This window comes from Phytohabitans sp. LZ39, assembly GCF_059359075.1.
Genome location: NZ_JCADBM010000003.1, coordinates 470,116 through 487,506, shown reverse-complemented (window position 1 = coordinate 487,506; position 17,391 = coordinate 470,116). Strand labels below are relative to the sequence as shown.

General features: G+C 73.8%; 19 protein-coding genes. 5 read left to right on the top strand and 14 right to left on the bottom strand.

Translation table 11 applies throughout. The features are described from left to right. Positions 1–180: 180 nt before the first annotated feature. Genes AC5L36_RS08645 through AC5L36_RS08620 form a run of 6 tightly spaced genes read right to left on the bottom strand, consistent with a single transcriptional unit; the run spans position 181 to position 5,655 of the window. Complete coding sequence (locus AC5L36_RS08645) at positions 181–1,125, bottom strand: acyltransferase domain-containing protein (RefSeq protein ID WP_441217072.1); 945 nt, start codon at positions 1,123–1,125, stop codon at positions 181–183. Positions 1,126–1,184: 59 nt separating this feature from the next. Next, positions 1,185–2,201 (bottom strand): sensor histidine kinase, encoded by a 1,017-nt coding sequence (locus AC5L36_RS08640; protein WP_441217071.1) that lies wholly within the window; start codon positions 2,199–2,201, stop codon positions 1,185–1,187. A 46-nt stretch (positions 2,202–2,247) separates the two neighbouring features. Beyond that, positions 2,248–2,655 (bottom strand): hypothetical protein, encoded by a 408-nt coding sequence (locus AC5L36_RS08635; RefSeq protein WP_441217070.1) that lies wholly within the window; start codon positions 2,653–2,655, stop codon positions 2,248–2,250. After that, positions 2,652–3,740 carry a molybdopterin-dependent oxidoreductase gene (locus AC5L36_RS08630; RefSeq protein ID WP_441217069.1) on the bottom strand — a complete coding sequence of 363 codons (1,089 nt, stop codon included), beginning with the start codon at positions 3,738–3,740 and terminating at the stop codon, positions 2,652–2,654. The genes AC5L36_RS08635 and AC5L36_RS08630 overlap by 4 nt, the downstream gene beginning before the upstream one ends. Then, positions 3,737–5,005, bottom strand: coding sequence for a DUF2064 domain-containing protein (locus AC5L36_RS08625; RefSeq protein ID WP_441217068.1), 1,269 nt, complete (start codon positions 5,003–5,005; stop codon positions 3,737–3,739). Before AC5L36_RS08625 ends, AC5L36_RS08630 begins: the two co-directional genes overlap by 4 nt. Beyond that, a complete protein-coding gene (locus AC5L36_RS08620; RefSeq protein ID WP_441217067.1) occupies positions 5,002–5,655 on the bottom strand; it encodes a glycosyltransferase family 2 protein in 654 nt (217 codons plus the stop codon). Before AC5L36_RS08620 ends, AC5L36_RS08625 begins: the two co-directional genes overlap by 4 nt. A gap of 145 nt (positions 5,656–5,800) precedes the next feature. Here AC5L36_RS08620 and AC5L36_RS08615 point away from each other — a divergent pair, with 145 nt between their 5' ends. Then, positions 5,801–7,099, top strand: coding sequence for a hypothetical protein (locus AC5L36_RS08615; protein WP_441217066.1), 1,299 nt, complete (start codon positions 5,801–5,803; stop codon positions 7,097–7,099). On the opposite strand, the gene AC5L36_RS08610 is transcribed toward AC5L36_RS08615, so the two are convergent. After that, positions 7,071–8,153 carry an NAD-dependent epimerase/dehydratase family protein gene (locus AC5L36_RS08610; protein WP_441217065.1) on the bottom strand — a complete coding sequence of 361 codons (1,083 nt, stop codon included), beginning with the start codon at positions 8,151–8,153 and terminating at the stop codon, positions 7,071–7,073. The genes AC5L36_RS08615 and AC5L36_RS08610 overlap by 29 nt on opposite strands. Before the next feature lie 94 nt (positions 8,154–8,247). Continuing rightward, positions 8,248–8,631, bottom strand: coding sequence for a DUF2255 family protein (locus AC5L36_RS08605; RefSeq protein WP_441217064.1), 384 nt, complete (start codon positions 8,629–8,631; stop codon positions 8,248–8,250). Positions 8,632–8,776: 145 nt separating this feature from the next. On the opposite strand from AC5L36_RS08605, the gene crcB (AC5L36_RS08600) reads away from it, so the two are divergent. Beyond that, on the top strand, positions 8,777–9,214 hold the full coding sequence (gene crcB, locus AC5L36_RS08600; protein WP_441217167.1) for a fluoride efflux transporter CrcB: 438 nt from the start codon (positions 8,777–8,779) through the stop codon (positions 9,212–9,214). Beyond that, entirely contained in the window at positions 9,211–9,588 is a 378-nt protein-coding gene (crcB, locus tag AC5L36_RS08595; protein ID WP_441217063.1) for a fluoride efflux transporter CrcB, read from the top strand. The genes crcB (AC5L36_RS08600) and crcB (AC5L36_RS08595) overlap by 4 nt, the downstream gene beginning before the upstream one ends. A 20-nt stretch (positions 9,589–9,608) precedes the next feature. On the opposite strand, the gene AC5L36_RS08590 is transcribed toward crcB (AC5L36_RS08595), so the two are convergent. From AC5L36_RS08590 to AC5L36_RS08580, 3 genes are all read right to left on the bottom strand, one after another. Further along, positions 9,609–10,517 carry an NAD-dependent epimerase/dehydratase family protein gene (locus tag AC5L36_RS08590; RefSeq protein WP_441217062.1) on the bottom strand — a complete coding sequence of 303 codons (909 nt, stop codon included), beginning with the start codon at positions 10,515–10,517 and terminating at the stop codon, positions 9,609–9,611. Between the two features lie 106 nt (positions 10,518–10,623). Further along, on the bottom strand, positions 10,624–11,922 hold the full coding sequence (locus AC5L36_RS08585) for an FAD-binding oxidoreductase (protein ID WP_441217061.1): 1,299 nt from the start codon (positions 11,920–11,922) through the stop codon (positions 10,624–10,626). A gap of 10 nt (positions 11,923–11,932) precedes the next feature. Next, positions 11,933–12,790, bottom strand: coding sequence for a DUF6597 domain-containing transcriptional factor (locus AC5L36_RS08580; RefSeq protein WP_441217060.1), 858 nt, complete (start codon positions 12,788–12,790; stop codon positions 11,933–11,935). A gap of 35 nt (positions 12,791–12,825) precedes the next feature. On the opposite strand from AC5L36_RS08580, the gene AC5L36_RS08575 reads away from it, so the two are divergent. Further along, the gene (locus tag AC5L36_RS08575; protein ID WP_441217059.1) at positions 12,826–13,161 is read left to right on the top strand and encodes a DUF3817 domain-containing protein; all 336 of its coding nucleotides are present in this window, start codon (positions 12,826–12,828) and stop codon (positions 13,159–13,161) included. Between the two features lies 1 nt (position 13,162). On the opposite strand, the gene AC5L36_RS08570 is transcribed toward AC5L36_RS08575, so the two are convergent. After that, positions 13,163–13,999: a hypothetical protein gene (locus AC5L36_RS08570; protein ID WP_441217058.1), complete on the bottom strand. Its 837-nt coding sequence runs from the start codon at positions 13,997–13,999 to the stop codon at positions 13,163–13,165. A 143-nt stretch (positions 14,000–14,142) separates the two neighbouring features. On the opposite strand from AC5L36_RS08570, the gene AC5L36_RS08565 reads away from it, so the two are divergent. Further along, positions 14,143–15,939, top strand: coding sequence for a glycosyltransferase (locus AC5L36_RS08565; RefSeq protein ID WP_441217057.1), 1,797 nt, complete (start codon positions 14,143–14,145; stop codon positions 15,937–15,939). Positions 15,940–15,947: 8 nt separating this feature from the next. Here AC5L36_RS08565 and AC5L36_RS08560 read toward each other — a convergent pair whose 3' ends face one another. Both AC5L36_RS08560 and AC5L36_RS08555 read right to left on the bottom strand, forming a co-directional pair. Continuing rightward, the gene (locus AC5L36_RS08560; RefSeq protein WP_441217056.1) at positions 15,948–16,673 is read right to left on the bottom strand and encodes a lysophospholipid acyltransferase family protein; all 726 of its coding nucleotides are present in this window, start codon (positions 16,671–16,673) and stop codon (positions 15,948–15,950) included. Beyond that, on the bottom strand, positions 16,670–17,314 hold the full coding sequence (locus AC5L36_RS08555) for a DUF998 domain-containing protein (protein ID WP_441217055.1): 645 nt from the start codon (positions 17,312–17,314) through the stop codon (positions 16,670–16,672). Before AC5L36_RS08555 ends, AC5L36_RS08560 begins: the two co-directional genes overlap by 4 nt. Between the last annotated feature and the right edge of the window lie 77 nt (positions 17,315–17,391).

Here is a 17,391-nt window from a genome sequence, read left to right as displayed (position 1 = left end):
TAGACCCCTTCGGGGCTTGTCTCGCGGAGCTGGCAGTGGACGGCCGGGGAGTTCGGCGAGCGCTGCGAGCCGCCGGCCGGGAGCGGTGCCCGCGGGAGCATACGGTCTACAGCTGACGCGGGCGTGGGCAAATATGTCTCCAGAAACTCACCACGGGCAGACACCCTGACTCCGAAGGGCTTAGATCGGGAAGCGGCCGCGGCGGACCTGCCAGTGGCGGCCGGCCTTCAGGTGGTCGACGATCGCGCGCTGGAGCACGGTGCGGCGCGGGAGCTGGTCGAGCGGGGTGGTCAGCGTGCGGAACACGAACCGCATCACCTCGACGTCGGCGTCGATCCATTCCTGCTTTTCGTAGGGATCCAGCGCGAACCTGCGCTGGAACTTGACGATGTTGGAGTCCTCGGGCAGGTACTCCAGCAGCTGCGGGTCGAGCAGCCACGAGCCGCAGGCGAACTCCGTGTAGTGCTCGTCGGGAAAGTGACGCGGGAAGAACGCGCGGGCCTCGTCGAGCGACGCCGTGACGGACTCCGGGGTCATCGGGCCCGACTCGGGGATGTGCAGGTCGATGGCGGTGCCGCCGCGGTGGTATTGCAGGCGGCCCAGCTCGTAGATGGCGCCGCGGGCGTGCAGCGTCAGCCAGCTCTGCATGACCGGCCAGCCCTCGCGCCGCATCCGCCGGTCGATCGCGAGGTTGCGGCCCAGGTCGGCGAGGGACGCCCAGGATACGGCCTCGGTGACGCCGTGGTCGCGGTGGTAGCCGGTGACGACGCCGACCAGGGCAAGGTACGCGTACACGTAGAGGTGCCGCCAGGCTAGGCCCCGCTCGCGTGGCAGCTCCGGACCGGGCGGCAGCCACTCGTGGCCCCCGAGGTCGGCGCGGACCAGGGCGATCGAGCGGTCGAGCAGCCAGCGCAGCTCGGGTGTCCATAGTGGAGAGTCTGGGTCCGGCCAGCCCGCCATGATCTCGGCGGCGTCGTCCGGCCGCACCGCGAGCCGGTCGAGGAGCGCTTGCGCGTCGGCCTTGGCGGGTAGCGGAGCCGACGGCCGGTCGCCGGCGAGGCGGTGCACGCGGTCGACGTCTTCGACGGGTACCCCGAGCCGGGCGGCGGTGTCGTCCAGATCCACGCGGACGATCCTACGTTCCGGTGTCGCCTCCACTCCCTGTGCCGGCGATGGCTCGGGGGTCAGAGGGCGGTGGGGAGGTGGACCACGAAGCGGCAGCCGTTGGGGATGTTGCGTGCGTCGACGCGGCCGCCGTGTGCTTCGACAAGTCCGCGGACGATGGCCAGCCCGAGCCCGCCGACCGCGCCGTCGGCGCCGCGCGGGGTGCGGGCCGGCTCGCCCCGGAACGCGACGTCGAAGACGCGGGGCAGGTCGGCCTCCGGGATGCCGCCGCAGCTGTCGTCGACGGCGAGCCAGGCGCCGTCGCGGTCGTTGCCGCCGCTGACCCAGATCGTGCCGTCCTGCGGCGTGTATCGCACGGCGTTGAGGAGAAGGTTGGCCAGCACGCGGGCGAGCTCCGGCTCGCTCGCCCGCACCACGGGCCAGCCGGACTCCATCGCCACCAGCCGGATGCCGCGTGTGTCGGCGATCGGCGCGGTCGCCGCGACAGCGTCGGAGACCACGTCGCCGAGCGGCACCGTGGACGGTGACAGCCGGAGCGCGCCGGCGTTGATGCGGGACAGCTCGAACAGGTCGTCGACCAGCCGGGCCATGCGGTCGCTCTCCACGCGGATGCGCCGGTGGTACTCGGCGACCGTGGCCGGGTCGGACACCACGCCGTCTTCGAGGGCTTCCGCCATCGCCCGCAGACCGGCCAGGGGCGTGCGGAGGTCGTGCGATACCCACGCGACAAGGTCGCGGCGGCCCTTCTCCAGGCGCCGCTCCCGTTCGCGGGCCTGGGCTGCCCACACCGCCGCGGCCGCGAGCCGGCGGCCGAACAGCCAGCCGACCGCGACGCTGACCGCGGCGCCGGCGGCCACCGTGGTCAGCACCACCTGGAGGTCGTGCGGGGACAGGAACATGGCCTCGGCGATGACCACGACGCCGGCTGTCACGCTGCCGACGGTCACCGCTATCAGCACCCAGATGTGCGTCATGATCGTGCGGCGGTGCAGCAGCCGGAGGGCCGCCGCGCCGAGGGCACCGATCGCGAGCGCGCCGGCCAGCGCGGCAGCGAAGATCAGTAGCAGGTCGCGCATCGTGTTCAGGCTAGTCCGCTGTGCGCGGCAAAGTGTTTCGAAAGCCTTACGGCCGAGCGCGCCGGGCGCGCAGGCGGCTGGCGGCGGCGCCGAGTAGGACGCAGGCCCAGAGGACCGCCAGCCAGATGGCTAGGCCGCGGACGTAGTCGCGGTCCTGGAGGCCCGGGTTGGGCGGTGCGCGGTGCGGCCGCCAGACGAGGGGTGTCGCGATCAGCAGCAGCGTCCCGGTGACCGCGAGACCGGCCGCGACCCAGCGCCGCCAGGTCCGGCCGGGCAGCAGGCGGGCGAGCGCCAGGCCGGTGAGGCCCACCAGCGGCGCCACCACCGCGTCGTGCAGGACCGGGCCGGCGACAAGCCAGGTCCAGGCGTAGGGCAGCTGCGGGCGCAGCAGCCACGCGCCGTAGGCGGCGAGCGCGAAGCCGGCCGCGGCGAGCAGGAACCGCGTGGCCCTCACGGAAGGACCTCCAGGCGGGTCACCCACTTGGTCTGGAGCACGCCGGGCCGGCTGGGCGCGATGATCCGGCACGGGAAACCGTGGTCGGCGTCCAGCACCTGCCCGTCGACGCGGAGGGCGAGCAGGGTCAGCGGGTCGGCGGCGTGCGGGGCGGGCAGCGTGCTCGCGGCGTACAGGCCGGCCCGCTCCAGCGAGGTGACCCGTACCGCCCGGCCGGTCGGCGCGCCGGCGGTGGCGAGCAGGTCGCGGATCCGCACGCCGGTCCAGCGCGCGGTGGCGCTCCACCCCTCGACGCAGGCGATCGGCAGCGTCTCGGTCCGCTGCGGGAGGGCGGCGAGCTGGTCGAGCGTGAACGCGTGCCGCGCGCCCTCCCACACGACCTCGAGCCGCCAGTCGGCGGGCACCTGGATGCCGGCGGCCGCGGCGGTGCGGTTGACCGGCAGCCCCTGCGGCCCACCCGCCGAACGCCAGGCGAGCGCGGAGACCCGGCGCAGCCACGGCACGGTGATGCCGGCGGTGGCGAGTACGGCCACTGTGGACGCCGCCCACGCGGTGCGCAGGAAGGCCCTCCGGTCGGCGTCCGGGCGGACGCCGAGCCCTTCCCGGGCGACCGGCAGCTTTACCGCGATGTGCACGGCCAGCGCGCCGGCCGCGATCCAGCCGACCGCGTAGTGGGTCTCGATGAAGAAGAACCGCCACGGGTACGACTGGGCGACGTTGAACAGCCCGGTGGCGAGCTCGAAGAACGCGGCGCAGAGCAGCACGAGCACCGATACCCGCTCGGCGAGGCCGCGGTGCCAGGGGCGGATGAACAGGCGCGGGTAGACGCTCCACAGCTTCGCCAGCAGCAACGGGATCGCGGCGATGCCGGAAAGGACGTGCACGCCCTGGGTGATCCGGTAGAGGCTCACCGGCCGGGTGGGCCAGGTGAACCAGCCGGGCGGGTGCTGGGCGGCGTGGCTGAGCAGCCCGGTCAGGAAGCACAGTCCGAACGCGACACCCAGCCACAGTCCGATCCGCGCCGTCACCGCCGGAGCGTGCGCCGGTGCGCGGAAGTCCTCGGGGCGCGGGATCGGGAGCTTCACCGCCGCTCCAGTTCGGCGAACCAGCGCCCGTCACGGTGCAGTACCGCCCGTACGGTGAGCTCGGCGGTGTCCGCGAGCCGGTGCAGAGCCGTCAGGCCGAGGCGGGCCCAGCGAAACGGGGCGGTGCGGTGAGCACGCTCCCCATAGGACAGGTGCGCGTATCCCCGCCACAGCCCGGTGTCGCCGGCGTCGAGCTCGGCCAGCACGGTGCCGCCCGGCCGGAGCAGGGCGGCGCAGCGGCGCAGGAGCCGCACCGGGTCGCCGCCGATGCCGATGTTGCCGTCGACGAGCAGCACGTGCGCCCACCTGCCCTCGCCCGGCACCGGCGCGAACACGTCGCGTCGAAGCGCGCTGCCGCCCCGCCGGCGAGCCTGTGCGACCGCGCCGGCGGAGGTGTCGATGCCGAGCGTCGTCACGCCCCGCGCGGCGAGCGCGGCGGTGAGCCGGCCCGGACCGCAGCCGACGTCGAGCGTGGGCCCGGTGCAGCGTTCCAGCAGCTCGCGGACGGCCGGCTCCGGGCCGTCTCGCCACCGTGAGACCGGCAGGCGGTGCCGCCATCCGTCGGCGGTGACGAGCCAGACCGGCTCCGCGCCGGAATGGTGGTGGGCGCTGTCCCAGACCGCGGCGGCGAACCGCCCGTCTGGCACGGTTTCGGCCACGGACAGCGCGTCTTCCCATGTGTCCACATCGGACAAGACTGGCAGCACCTCCACGTGAAGGCCGATCGCGGTCAGGGCGGACCGGGTGAGACGGCCGGTTTCGGGTGTGGACATCGGCACCTGGCACAGGACCGCGGCGTGGCGCGGATCGCGCACCCCGAGCGCCCACCAGCCGCCGTCCGCGGCCGCCCCGAGCACGGCGTCCACGGCGTCCACGGTGGACAGCCGGTGTGCCGAGGCGGCCAGCAGGCCCGGCGTCACCTGCGGGGTGTCCATGCCGATCTGGAGCACCGGCCGGCGCGGCCAGCGGGCACCGGCGTCCCGGTGCGCGGCGGCGAGGCGTTCGCCGAACCCGTCGCCGCGCTGGCGCAGGACGGTCCAGCCGGCCAGCGCGGCCCGGAGCTCGTCCGCGCGTTCGGCGGCGTCGAGGTCGCCGGTGTACGCCAGGACCGGCGCGACCTCCGGCGTGGCGCGGACGGCGGCGAGCGTGTCGAGCAGCGCGCCGGCCGCGATCCGGGCTGCCTGTACCGGCGTGGCCGGCGGGCAGAGCCGGGTCTTGGCAAGGCCCGCCACCGGAGCCTTCGCCACTACGAGCAGGACCGTCACCGCAGCACCGCCGCCATGTCGCGGGCGGCGCGCAGGGTGCCGCGCACCGAGCCGGAGACCTTGGACCGGGTACCTGCCGTCCGCGGCCGGTATGCCACGGGCAGCTCGACGATCCGCCAGCCGGCCGCGCCGGCGCGCAGCAGCAGTTCCAGCGGGTACCCGAAAGCGCGGTCGCCAACCCCCAGGTCGAGCAGCGCCTCGCGGCGCGCGACCCGCATCGGGGCGATGTCGTGGACGGCCACGCCCCGGCGGCGCAGCCGCGCGGCGAGCAGGGCGTTGCCCGCGCGGGCGTGCCACGGCCAGGCGCCGCGGACGGGGATCCGGCGACCGGCGGCGAGGTCGGCCGTGCCCGCCAGCACGGGCGCGGCGAGGGCGGGCAGCGCGGCGGGGTCCAGCGAGCCGTCGGCGTCCAGGAAGCACACCACCTCCGCGGTCGCCGCCTCCAGGCCGCGGTGCACGGCCGCGCCGTACCCCTTTCTCCGCTCGCTAACCACGGTGGCGCCGTGTGCCGCGGCCACCTCCGGCGACCCGTCCCGCGAGCCGTTGTCGACGACGATCGCCCGGTATCGCGCGGGCAGCGCGGCGAGCACGCCGGGCAGTGCCGCGGCCTCGTCCAGGCACGGCAGCACCACGTCCACATCCGGATCCATACCGGCACCGTAGGCGCGCGCCGGCCGCCGGGAACGGCGCTGCCGCTTACGAAACCCTTACCGTGGCACAGGTTGTTACGAACCTCTGACGGCTCGCTCGTTCCGGTCGCGGCGGCCGCGACACTGCCGTACCGTCACCGGCCATATGAACGGCGGTAAACGGGCGGACCTGTTCGCGCTCGGCGTCGAGGCGGCCCTCGTGGCCGCCGCGTTCGCGGTGGGCGCGGTTCTCCACACGCGGGGTGTGCGGCTGTGGGCCGATGCCGCCCCGATCTTCGGCCAGTGGCGGCCGCACGCCGGCTGGGGCACCCCGGCCGCCGTCGTGGTCGCCGCGCTCGTGGTGTGGCGCGGTCCGTCCTGGGCCCGCCGGCTTCCCTGGGTACGGCTGCTCGCGGCGGCCTATGCGGCGACGGTGGCCTGGATCCTCGCACTCGCCTTTGTGGACGGTTGGCGCGACGGCCTGGCGACCCGGCTCACCCCGGAGGCGGAGTACCTCAACGAGGTGCCGCGGGTGACCGACATCCCAGCGACGCTGGCCGGCTTCGCCGACAAGATCGTGGCCACCGACGCCGGTGTGTGGTCGACGCACACCGCCGGGCATCCGCCCGGTGCCCTGCTCGTCTTCGTCTGGCTGGACCGGATCGGTCTCGGCGGCGGTGGCGCGGCGGCCCTCGCCTGCGTGCTGGCCGGTGCCACGGTCACCGTGTCGGTGCCGGTGGCGCTGCGGTGGCTGGGCGACGAGGCCGCCGCGCGGGCCGTGGTGCCGTACCTGGTGCTGCTTCCCGGCGCGGTGTGGGTGGGTGTGTCCGCGGACGGCATCTTCGCCGCCGTGGTGGCCGCCGGGCTCGCGCTGCTCGCCGCACCCCGCTGGTGGCTCGGCCTCGCCGGCGGTGCGGTGCTGGGCTTCGCGCTCTACCTGTCGTACGGGTTCGTGCTCGCCGGCCTGCTCGCGCTCGCCGTGATCGCGCTGCGCCGCCGGCGCCGCCTCGCCGTGCTGGCGGCCGGCACGACCGGTGCCACCGCCGTCGCGCTCACCTTCACCGCCGCCGGTTTCTGGTGGCCGGAGGGGTACGAGCTGGTGGTCGAGCGCTACTACCAGGGCTGGGCCGCCGACCGCCCCTACGGCTACTGGGTGTGGGCCAACCTCGCTGCCCTTGTGCTCGCCGCCGGACCGGTGCTCCTGCCCGCGCTCCAGAGGACGGTCCGCGCGGTGCGCCGCGACCGGGCCGCGTCGGTCGTGCTGCCCCTCGCCGCGGCGGTCGCGGTGCTGCTGGCCGACCTGTCCGGGCTGAGCAAGGCCGAGGTGGAGCGGATCTGGCTACCGTTTACCGTGTGGCTGGTGGTGGCCGCGGCCCGGCTGCCCGCACCGCACCACCGAGCCTGGCTGATCGCCCAGGCGGGCACGGCGCTGGCCGTCAACCATCTACTGTGGACGTGGTGGTGACCGCGGCCGGCTCGCGCAGCGGGTCGGTGGCAAACGCGGCGACCCCCTCGGCGAAGCCGACCGCCGCCCGGTAGCCGAGCAGCTCGGCCGCCCGGTGCGGCGCGGCGACCACGTGGCGCACGTCCGCGGCCCGCGCGCCACCGGCCACCACCGGCGCCGGCCCACCCATCGCGGCGGCCAGCGTCTCGGCCAGGTCGCCGACGGTGTGCGGCTCGCCGGAACAGATGTTGACCGCGGCGAACCCGCCCGGTGGCGGCGCGGCGGCGAGTGCGAGGGCGTTGGCCCGCGCCACGTCCGTCACGTGCACGAAGTCGCGGCGCTGCCGCCCGTCCTCCAGCACCCGCGGCGCCTCGCCCCGGGCCAGCGCCGAACGGAAGATGGACGCCACGCCGGCGTACGGCGTGTCACGGGGCATCCGAGGGCCGTACACGTTGTGGTAGCGCAGCGCCCACACCGCGCCGCCTACCTGCCGTGCCCAGGCGGCGGCGAGGTGCTCCTGCGCCAGCTTGGTGGCGGCGTAGGTGCTGCGCGGCTCCAGCGGCGCGTCTTCGGGCACCAGGCCCGGCTCCAGCGCGGCACCGCACTCCGTACACAGTGGATCGAACCGGCCGGCGGCGAGGTCCGCCTCCCGGCGCGGGCCGGGGCGGACGGCGCCGTGGGTCCGGCAGGTGTAGCGGCCCTCGCCGTAGACGACCATCGAGCTCGCCAGGACCAGCCGGCGCACACCCGCCCCGTGCATCGCGGCGAGCAGCACCGCGGTGCCGTAGTCGTTGTGGCTCGCGTACGCCGGCGCGTCGGACGGGTCGAGGCCGTGCCCGACCATCGCCGCCTGGTGGCACACCGCGTCCACACCGCGCAGCAGCCGTCGCAGCAGCGCACCGTCACGGACGTCGCCGTCGACCAGGTCGTGCCCGGCGGACCAGGGCGGCGGGCCGCCGCCATGCGTCTGCGGAAGCAACGCGTCGAGCAGGACGACCTCGTGCCCGTCCGCGGCGAGGAGATCGGCGACGTGGGAGCCGACGAAGCCGGCACCGCCGGTGACCAGAATCCGCACACCCGCACCGTACGGCCCGCGGCGCCCCGCCGGACCGCTGTGCGCCGACTCGTAAGCACCCCACAACAACTCCGCCGCGGTCGGCCGCTTCCGCTCAGGCGGCGCGCGGCAGCAGGCGGAAGGTCACCGCGGCGGCCTTGTCTCCGACGACGGTGCCGACGATCGCGGGCCCGTGCCTGTCGTACTTGCTGTGGTAGGCGGCATCGACACCGGCATGGACCGCGGGGTCGGCGTCGGCGAAGGTGACGTCGCGTTCCACGCCGCCGGCGCGGATCCGGCCGCTGCCGCTGGCCTTGGCCCGGCGGTACCAGGGGTTGTCCGAGCCGTAGGCGGAGCGGATGTACAGCTCGTCACCGGCCCGCACCACCCAGATCGTCACGTACGGGCGCAGGCTGCCGTCGGCGCGGCGAGAGGTGACCTGTAGCTCCTCGGCGCCGCCGACCCGGCGCAGCTCGTCTTCGGTCCATGCGGTCTCCACGGCTCCGACGTTACGTCCGCCTCCGCGCAGATGGGAGGTTCTGCCGGTACCCGGCTCGCCCGCACGCGAAGTGTGCTGGTAGGAGTGCGTAGTGACTGAATCGGGGGCGGAGGCCCTCCCCGCGGACTCGGACGTCGACCTGCGGATGCCCCGGCAGCGTGCGGAGTTGCGGCGGGCGCCGTGGGCCGTGCTGTCGGTGATCTCCGCCGGCGGCGCGCTCGGGGCGTCCGCCCGGTATGGGCTCGACCGGGCGTTTCCCGCCGCTCCGGATGGCTTCCCGTGGGCGATCTTCTGGGTGAACGTCTCCGGTTGCCTGCTGATCGGCGTGCTCATGGTCCTGGTCGTCGACGTGTGGACCGGCCGCCCGCTGGTGCGGCCGTTTCTGGGCGTCGGGGTGCTGGGCGGGTTCACCACGTTCTCCACCTACGCGGTCGACATCCAGCGCCTCGTCGACACGGGCGCGGCCGGTACCGGGCTGCTGTACCTGGCCGGCACCCTGCTCGCGGCGCTGGCGGCGACGTGGGTGGGGCTCGGCGTCACCCGGTGGACGGTCGTCCGGGCCCGCGGCGGGACACCGGCGTGAGCGCCCTGCTGCTGGTCGTGGCCGGGGCCATGGTCGGGGCGCCGCTGCGCTACCTGACCGACCGGTTCGTGCAGGCCCGCCACGACTCGCGGTTTCCGTGGGGCACCTGGTCGGTCAACGTGGCCGGCTCGTTCCTGCTCGGCCTGCTGGCCGCCGGCGTGGCCGCGGGCGGCGTGTCCGACGAGGTGATGGCGCTGGCGGGCGTCGGGTTCTGCGGGGCGCTCACCACCTACTCCACCTTCGGGTACGAGACGATCCGGCTGGTCGAGGACCGCGCCTACTTCTACGCCGCGGCGTACGTGACCGGCAGCGTGGCGGCCGGGCTCGGCGCGGCCTTCTGCGGCGTCGCGGTCGCCGAGGCGATCTGGGCCTGAACCCGGGGCTCGCGGGCTCGTCAGCGGGGATTGCCGGATCGCCAGGCCACGTAGTCGGCGACCGCGGCGGCGACGTCGAAGGCCGGCGCGAACCCGGTGTCCTTGGTGAGCCGGGTGATGTCGAGGTGAGGTCCCGGCTGTCCGCCGGGCAGCAGGTCGAGCTCCAGGCCCGGAGTGATCGCCTGGAGGCCGTCCACGAGCTCGCGGTGGGTGAACCCCCGGCCGCTGGAGACGTTGTACGTGTCGTGGCGCAGGGTCTCCGTGGTCATCAGCAGGGCGATCGCGCGCCCGGCGTCGGGTGCGTAGCAGGAGTCGCCGCCGTCGCCGGCATGCAGCGGACCCGGCCGCTCGCCGCGGAGTACCGCGCTGATGTACGGCGGGATGGCGTTGAACGGCGACTCCGGGTCCATGAGCGGCCCCCACGTGCTGCCGATCCGCAGCACGACCGGCTGGACACCGCTGCCCTGAAGGGCGTGCGTGGTGATCGGCTCGACGGCCTTCTTGAAGGCGACGATCAGGTGCGGCAGGTCCGCGGTGGGCAGCGCCAGCTCCTCGTGCCAGGGGGTCTCGCTCGCGCCGAGGTACACGCCGAGGCTGCTGGCGACCGCGAACCGGCGCACGCCCCAGGCGCGAGCGGCGTCCAGCGCGTTGAGCAGGCCGGTCATGTCGGTGCGGAAGAAGGCGACCGGGTCCTCGCCGGGGATGCTGCCGGCGAGGTGGACGATGTCGCTGACGTCGTAGCGACCGCCGAGGGCGAGAAACGCGTCCCGGTCGGTGACGTCGAGGCGTTCCACGGCGACCTTGCCGGCGAGAAACGACGGGATCTCGGCCCTGCGGTGCGAGGTGACGACGACCTCCTGTCCGAGGTCGACGAGCGCGCGGGCGGTGTGGGCGCCGATCATGCCGAGCCCGCCGGTGACGAGGATCATCGGACCACCTCGTTCGCCGAGACCGCGCCCGAACTCCTCTGGCCCGCGGGCGTGCGACCACTGATGTAACCGTCGACCGAGACGGAGTGGGCGCTGATTACCTTGCTCATGTCCCTCCTTGGATGGCTTGCGGGAAGTCGAAGAACCGGTCCGGGTCGTAGGCGTCCTTGACCGCGGCCAACCGGTGGCGGTTGCCCGCGTGGTACGCCGCGGCCCAGTCGTCGAGCGCGAGGTCCGGAAAGTTGGGGTAGACCCGGCCCGACCCGTGGGCGTGGGCGGTCGCCCAGGAGCCGTCGACCCACTGGTCGGCCGGTGCGGCGATGTGTTCGAGCAGGAAGCGCTCGCCGCGGTGGGCGAACGCGGTGGCGTCCTCGGCGACCCTGTTGTACGCCCCGCCCATCGCGGTGAAAGCGAGCTGCCGCCGGCCCCCGGCCCGTGGCTCGCCGAGCCGGGCCAGCAGCGACGCGATCGTGTCCTCGGGCAGCGCGCGTGCGAAGAACTCCGACCGCGTGCGCGTGGCGGGCGCGTCCCGGGGGCCAGCGAAACCGCTCTTCAGCTGGTGGAAGGGGAGGCCGGCGCGCAGCGCGAACGCGCGGCCGGTGAGCTCGCGCAGCAGCGCCGCGGTCGGCTTCTCGCCGAGGGTGGACGCACCGAAGAGGGTGGCCCGGACGGGTACCCCGGGCTCGGAGTCGAGGGCGAGGTTGACGGTGAGCCCGTCCGGCGCGTCCGGTGCCCAGGTTTGCCAGGCGGCGACCAGGTCCTCGACGGCGACGTCCGACCAGCGCGCCTCGACGCGGGTGGTCGTCGGCTCGGCGACGGTGTCGAACCGCAGCGACGTGACCACGGCGAACTGGCCGCCGCCCGCGCCGCGCAGCGCCCAGAACAGGTCCGGTTCGCGGTCGTGGTCGCAGTCCACGACGCTGCCGTCGGCGAGCACGACCCGCGCGCCGACGAGGCGGTCGCAGGTCAGCCCGTGCTGGCGGCCGAGCAGGCCGATGCCGCCGCCGAGCGTGAGACCGGTGATGCCGACGGTCGGACCGCACCCGGCCGGCAGGGTCCGGCCGTGGGCGTGCAGGGCCGCGTACACCGCCGCCAGGCGGGCGCCGGCCCCGATCGTGGCGACCCCGTCGCCGGCCACCGAGATGCCGTCGAGGCCAGACATGTCGAGCACGATCCCGTCCGTCGACGAGCGGCCCGCGAAGCAGTGCCCGCCGCCGCGGACGGCGAGGCGGTCCCCGGTGGCCGCCGCGTGGAGGACGGTGCGGGTGACGTCCGCGACCGAGCGGCACCGCACCACGAGCCGAGGGCGTGTGTCCCGGTACGCGGCGCCGGCCGGGCGGCGGACCGCGTCGTAGCCCGGCGAGTCGGGCGCGAACGCTTCGCCGTCGAGCGCGAGATCAGGCACATACGCGAACCTACGAGCGGCGTGGCGGCCCGTCTTGAACGAATCGAGCATGCCGGCCGCGGGCGGCGAGAAACGGCTTGTACGACGCGGAGTGGTCGTGGCCGCAGGCGCACCGCTCGAGGTCGCCGCCGAGGAGCTGGCGCGGCGTCAGGCCGGTCAGGCGCAGACACTCCCGGCTGAGGTGCGCCTGGTCGGCGTACCCCACGTCGACCGCCAGCCCGGCCACGCCGTCCGCGCCACGCCGACCGGAGGCGGCGGCGCCCGCCTGGGCCAGCGCGAGGAAGCCCTGGAACCGCAGCGTCCGCTGGAGAACCTTGGGACCCACCCCCACCGCGTGCAGGCAGCGGCGGCGCAGCTGGCTCGCGGAGAGCGCCAGGTGGGTGGCCAGGCTGTCGATGTCGACGGAGTGCCAGGGCATCAGCGCGCGCACCGCCTCGCCCACCAGCGGATCGACGGAGGCGGCACGTCGAAACTCCAGCAGGAGGTGGGTCTGCAAGGCCACGAGCGCCCGCTCGGGCGTCCCGGCCCCGGCCATCGCCTCCACGAGGCGGTCGACCGAGCCGCCCCACAGGTCCGCCAGGCCCAGGCGCTGGTCGACCAGGTCGTCGAGCACGGCCGGAAGGGGCGGCGCGGTCCCTGGCTGAAACCGCACGCCGACGATGGTGGTATGTGCCGGGATGACCTCTATCTCCGGACCGGTCAGCGGACCGACCAGCTGCGGCGGGCCGCCGATCGGAAAGTGGATCTCCACCCCGCCGGTCGGCAGGTGCCGCTGCACGTACGCCTCCGCGCCGGTGCGCTGGATCCAGACCGTCCGCACCACCCTCGCCAATCCGGGCACCGGCGGACGCTCGACGTAAGACTCCATCACCGCCATAATCGCACCACTATTACGCTGGCCGGGTGCGTGACAAGGTGACCCGGCTGTTCGTGGCGGTGGCGATCGCGGAGGCGTTCTCCTGGGCGGGCCTGCTCTGCGGGATGGTGGTCAAGTACGGCCCACCCGACAACGAGATCGGCGTGCGGGTCTTCGGGCCGATCCACGGCGCGCTGTTCCTGGCGTACTGCGTGCTGGCCCTGGCGACCGCATGGGCCCAGCGGTGGAGCCTGTGGGTCACCGCCGCGGCGCTGGCGTGCGGGATACCGCCGTTCGCCACCCTGGCGTTCAAGCGGTGGGCGGGCCGGCGCGGAAAACTCGACGTCGGCGCGCCGGCCGGCGCGCCCGCACTCCGGTCATGAGCTACCGGATGGCGAGCAGCGGATCGTCGATGACGAGGGCTTCCCGGCCGACCTGGTCGAAGAGGTGGTTGGTCGGCGCGTCGAGGATCACCGGCCGCACCCGCACCCGGTTCGCCGTGACGTCGGCCTCCGCCGTCACCCCGCCGGCCTCCAGTTCGGCCACCGTCCGATCCAGATCCGCGGCGCTGAATCGGGCACTGTAGACGCAGAGGTTGTCCTGGTAGACCGCGGAGACCGCCCGGCGTGCCCGCTCGACATCGCGGACGGTGCCGACGACCAACACCGAGGCGCCGGTCCGGCGATCGTCGGGGTATCCCATCCGGCGGCCGGCGTAGGTCTCGGGATCGGCGTCCACCACCTGCGCGAGCCGGACCCGCGCCCGATCGAGGTCGGCGCCGTCGGTGTACACCGAGGTTGTCCGCCATCCGCCCGGAGGCGCGTCACAGGGCACATCCAGGGCCGCGGGCTCCGTACCAATCGGGCCTTCACCCGGCTGGACCTTGTCGACCGACACCGTGCCGTCGCGGTACACGCCCTCCACGCGGACGGAGTCGCTGCTGGCCCGGCCGTCACCCTTGACGGTGAACGCCGAATCCGGTGCCCCGGCCACCGGGACGTCGGGTGGGTAGCAGTTGCCCACCAGGGGCGGGCCGGCCGGGGCCGGGACGACGGCGGAGGCACACAGTCGCACCGTGCCGTCCGCGTCTTTGAACAGGATGCCGACGCCCGACACCCGCTCGTCGACCTGGGTGGCGCGGGCGCCCGGCTCCTGGCACGCGGTGACTGCCAGCGCGACGATCACGAGGATGGCCGCCGGGCCGTGCTGTGTCCGTCTCACCTGGCCTCTGACGGTCGGGACGCGCCGGTGGTTCCCGGGGCACCGGCGGCGGGTGTGGGAGGCACACTACGTAGGCCCCGTTCGAACATGTGAGGAGCCGGGATGCCGCTGCCGCGTGTGGACCTTCGGCAAGAAACGCAGCGATGATCATCACGCTGGTCACCGACACGTTCAACGTGAACAACAACGGCACGACAATGTCGGCGATGCGCTTCGCCACGGCCCTCATCTCGCGGGGGCATACGGTCCGCGTGGTCGCCTGCGGGGAGCCGGGTGCCGAGGCGCCCGGCGGGCCCGAGATGTTCTACGTGCCGGAGCTCGTGGTGCCGATCGCGAGCCGCTTCGCCCATCGCCAGCACACCCTCTTCGCCAAGCCCGTGCACGAGGTGCTGGTCGCCGCGATCGAGGGTGCCGACGTGGTCCACATCTACCAACCCTGGCCGCTGGGCCGGGCCGCGGAGCGGATCGCGCGCCGGCTCGGCGTGCCGGCCATCGCCGCGTTTCACGTCCAGCCGGAAAACATCACCTACAACATCGGCCTGGGCTGGTTTCCACCTGCCGCGCACCTGGTGTACCTCCTGCTGCGCCTCGCCTTTTACGGCCGCTTCGCGGACATCCACTGTCCATCCACCTTCATCGCCGCGCAGTTGCGCCGCCACGGCTACCGGGCCCGCCTGCACGTGATCTCCAACGGCGTGGACGGCAGCTTCCGGCCGGGCCCCGCCCGCGCGCGGAAAGCCGACGAACCGTTCCGGATACTCATGGTCGGCCGTTTCTCCCCGGAGAAGCGGCAGGACGTCCTGATCCGGGCGATGCGACGGTCGCGCCACGCCGCACGCATCGAGCTGCACTTCGCCGGGCGCGGCCCGCAGGAGAAGCGCCTGCGCCGGATGGCCGCGAAGCTGCCCAACCCGGCGCGGTTCGGCTACTACTCGCAGGAAGAGCTCGTCGCCCTCATCCGCGACTGCGACCTGTACGTGCACGCCTCCGACGTCGAGATCGAGGGACTGTCCTGTATGGAGGCGTTCTCCTGCGGGCTGGTGCCGGTCATCTCCGACAGCCGGCGCAGCGCGACCGGCCAGTTCGCCCTCGAACCGCGCAACCTGTTTCGCGCCGGCGACCCGGCGTCCCTCGCCGAACGCATCGACGACTGGATCGACCATCCGGCTGAGCTCGACGCCCTGTCGGAAACCTATGCCCGCTACGGCACGCTCTACGCGGTCGACCGCAGCGTCAAGGGGATCGAGCGGGTCTACGCCAGGGCGGGCCGCGCGCCGGACAGGCCGGCCGGATACGCCGGCTGGCTCTACCGGCTGCTGTCGACCGCCTTCTACTACGCGGTGGCGATCCCGCTTCTATTCGTCTGGACGCGGGCGGTCCTCGGCGTCCGCACCGAAGGCCGCGACCGGCTCCCGCGTACCGGCGGCGCGCTCACCGTCTGCAACCACGTGCATATGCTCGACAGCGCGCTCGTCGGGCTCGCCGTGTTTCCGCGCAGGGTCGTCTTCACCTCGGCGCCGATCAACCTCCAGAACCGCTGGTACGGCGGCCTGGTGCGGCTGCTGGGCGGCGTCGCGGTGCCGCTCACGCCGGCCGGGCTGCCGCTCTTCTTCTCCGAGATGGAGCTCTTCCTGGCCAAGGGCAGGATCGTGCACTTCTTCCCCGAGGGCGACCTGAAGCCCTACGACACGAGCCTGCGCGACTTCAAGCGCGGCGCCTTCCACCTCGCCGCCCAGGCCCGGGTGCCCGTCGTGCCGCTGTCCATCCGCTTCACCCCGCCGACCGGCGTGGGCCGGCTGCTGCGCCGCAAACCCACGATGGTCATCGTCGTCGGCGAGCCCATCGCGCCGGTGACCACCGACCCCCGCAGCGACCAACGCATCCGCATGGAGCTCGCCCGCCGCCGCATGCACGACCAGATCACCCGCGCCGCCTCCTGAGCGCCTCTCTACTGGCGGCGGCCCGCGAGCGCTTCGGCGAGTGCCCGATGGGTGGCGTCGCGGAGGTCCTCGGCGGTGGGGTGGTCGGCCGGGAGCAGCGGTGGCAGGACCTGGACCCGGATGTCCGCGCGCTGCCGAAACGTCAGGCCGTGCTTGGGCAGGGCGTCCCGGGTGCCCCACACCGCGACCGGATAGACCGGCACCCGGTGGTCGACCGCCAGCGTGAAGGCGCCCATCTTGAACTCGCCGAGCCGGCCGTCGGCCGAGCGGCTGCCTTCCGGGAAGAAGAACACCGGTGCGCCGATCCGCAGCAGGCGGCCGCAGCGATCCATCATCGCGCGGACCGAGCTGCCGCTGCCGCGAACCAGTGGTACGTATCCGTTGAGCCGCATGTTCCAGCCCATCAGCGGCACCCGGAACAGGCTCGCCTTGGCGACCCACTTGTAGGGGCGGAAGAGGGAGAACAGGGCCAGGACGTCGACGAGCGAGGTGTGGTTGGCGACCAGGACGGCTCCGCCGTGCCAGGGCAACAGCTCGCGCCCCGACGTGCGCAGCCTCCATAGTGGATTGACGTGCACGTAGAACACCGCCCACGCGGACGAGTACAGGTGCAGCAGGACGCGGCGCCGGTCGAACGGCAGCGTCAACGCCCAGACCACCACCGCGCCGAGGAAGAACAGCGGGCAGGTCAGCACCACGATCGCCCAGAAGAGCGCGGAGACGGCGACGATCATCGTGCCTGCTCCGCGTACTCGCGGCGGCCCGGGCTCGGTGCGGCCGCCGCGCGGGGGCGATCGCGGGACGCGAAGGCGACGACGGATGGCCAGGTCACCTGGATGACGGCGAGGATGTGCTCGGGCAGCCCCATCCCCGCCTCGCGCGTCACGGTGACGGTGAACCAGGCGGACAGTACACACAGGACAGCGCTGACCGTGATCGCGGCCGCGGGCCGCACCGGCCACGGCGCGTCCACGGACCGTCGCATCCCCGCCACCGGCCAGAGCGACAGCGCCGAGAACGCCAGCGTGGCGAAGACGAAATGCTGGAGCGGGACGGCGTCTTCGGACACCGGATACGCGATGATGCCGAGGCACGCGGCCCCGCCGGCACCGAGCATGATCCGCCCAGCCTTTCCGACTACGGCCAGCCACCATCCCGTCACGGCGAACCACGCGCCCATGCCGATGATCACGCCGGTCATCACCTCGCGGTGGGCGGCGTCGAGGCTGGCCATGTCGCTCAGCGTGGCATCGAGAGGGTCGAAGCCAGGAGGCTGGAGCGCCTCGGCCAGGAGCGTGCCCGCCATCAGCAGCAACGGTGCGGCGACGGCGGCCACCAGGCGCCCCTGCCGGGCACCGCGACCGCGAACATCCATTTCGGTCCCCCGTTTCTAGAGCGATTATGCCGCTGGCGCGGGGATGCACAATGGTCCCTTGTCGGGGGAAGGGCATC

Coding starts and splice junctions, on each gene's coding strand:
- AC5L36_RS08640 (WP_441217071.1), bottom strand. CDS start 2,201: ATGCGCGACCTGCTACTGATCTTCGCTGCCGCGCTGGCCGGCGCGCTC.
- AC5L36_RS08620 (WP_441217067.1), bottom strand. CDS start 5,655: ATGGATCCGGATGTGGACGTGGTGCTGCCGTGCCTGGACGAGGCCGCG.
- AC5L36_RS08615 (WP_441217066.1), top strand. CDS start 5,801: ATGAACGGCGGTAAACGGGCGGACCTGTTCGCGCTCGGCGTCGAGGCG.
- crcB (WP_441217167.1), top strand. CDS start 8,777: ATGCCCCGGCAGCGTGCGGAGTTGCGGCGGGCGCCGTGGGCCGTGCTG.
- AC5L36_RS08590 (WP_441217062.1), bottom strand. CDS start 10,517: ATGATCCTCGTCACCGGCGGGCTCGGCATGATCGGCGCCCACACCGCC.
- AC5L36_RS08580 (WP_441217060.1), bottom strand. CDS start 12,790: ATGGAGTCTTACGTCGAGCGTCCGCCGGTGCCCGGATTGGCGAGGGTG.
- AC5L36_RS08565 (WP_441217057.1), top strand. CDS start 14,143: ATGATCATCACGCTGGTCACCGACACGTTCAACGTGAACAACAACGGC.
- AC5L36_RS08560 (WP_441217056.1), bottom strand. CDS start 16,673: ATGATCGTCGCCGTCTCCGCGCTCTTCTGGGCGATCGTGGTGCTGACC.
- AC5L36_RS08555 (WP_441217055.1), bottom strand. CDS start 17,314: ATGGATGTTCGCGGTCGCGGTGCCCGGCAGGGGCGCCTGGTGGCCGCC.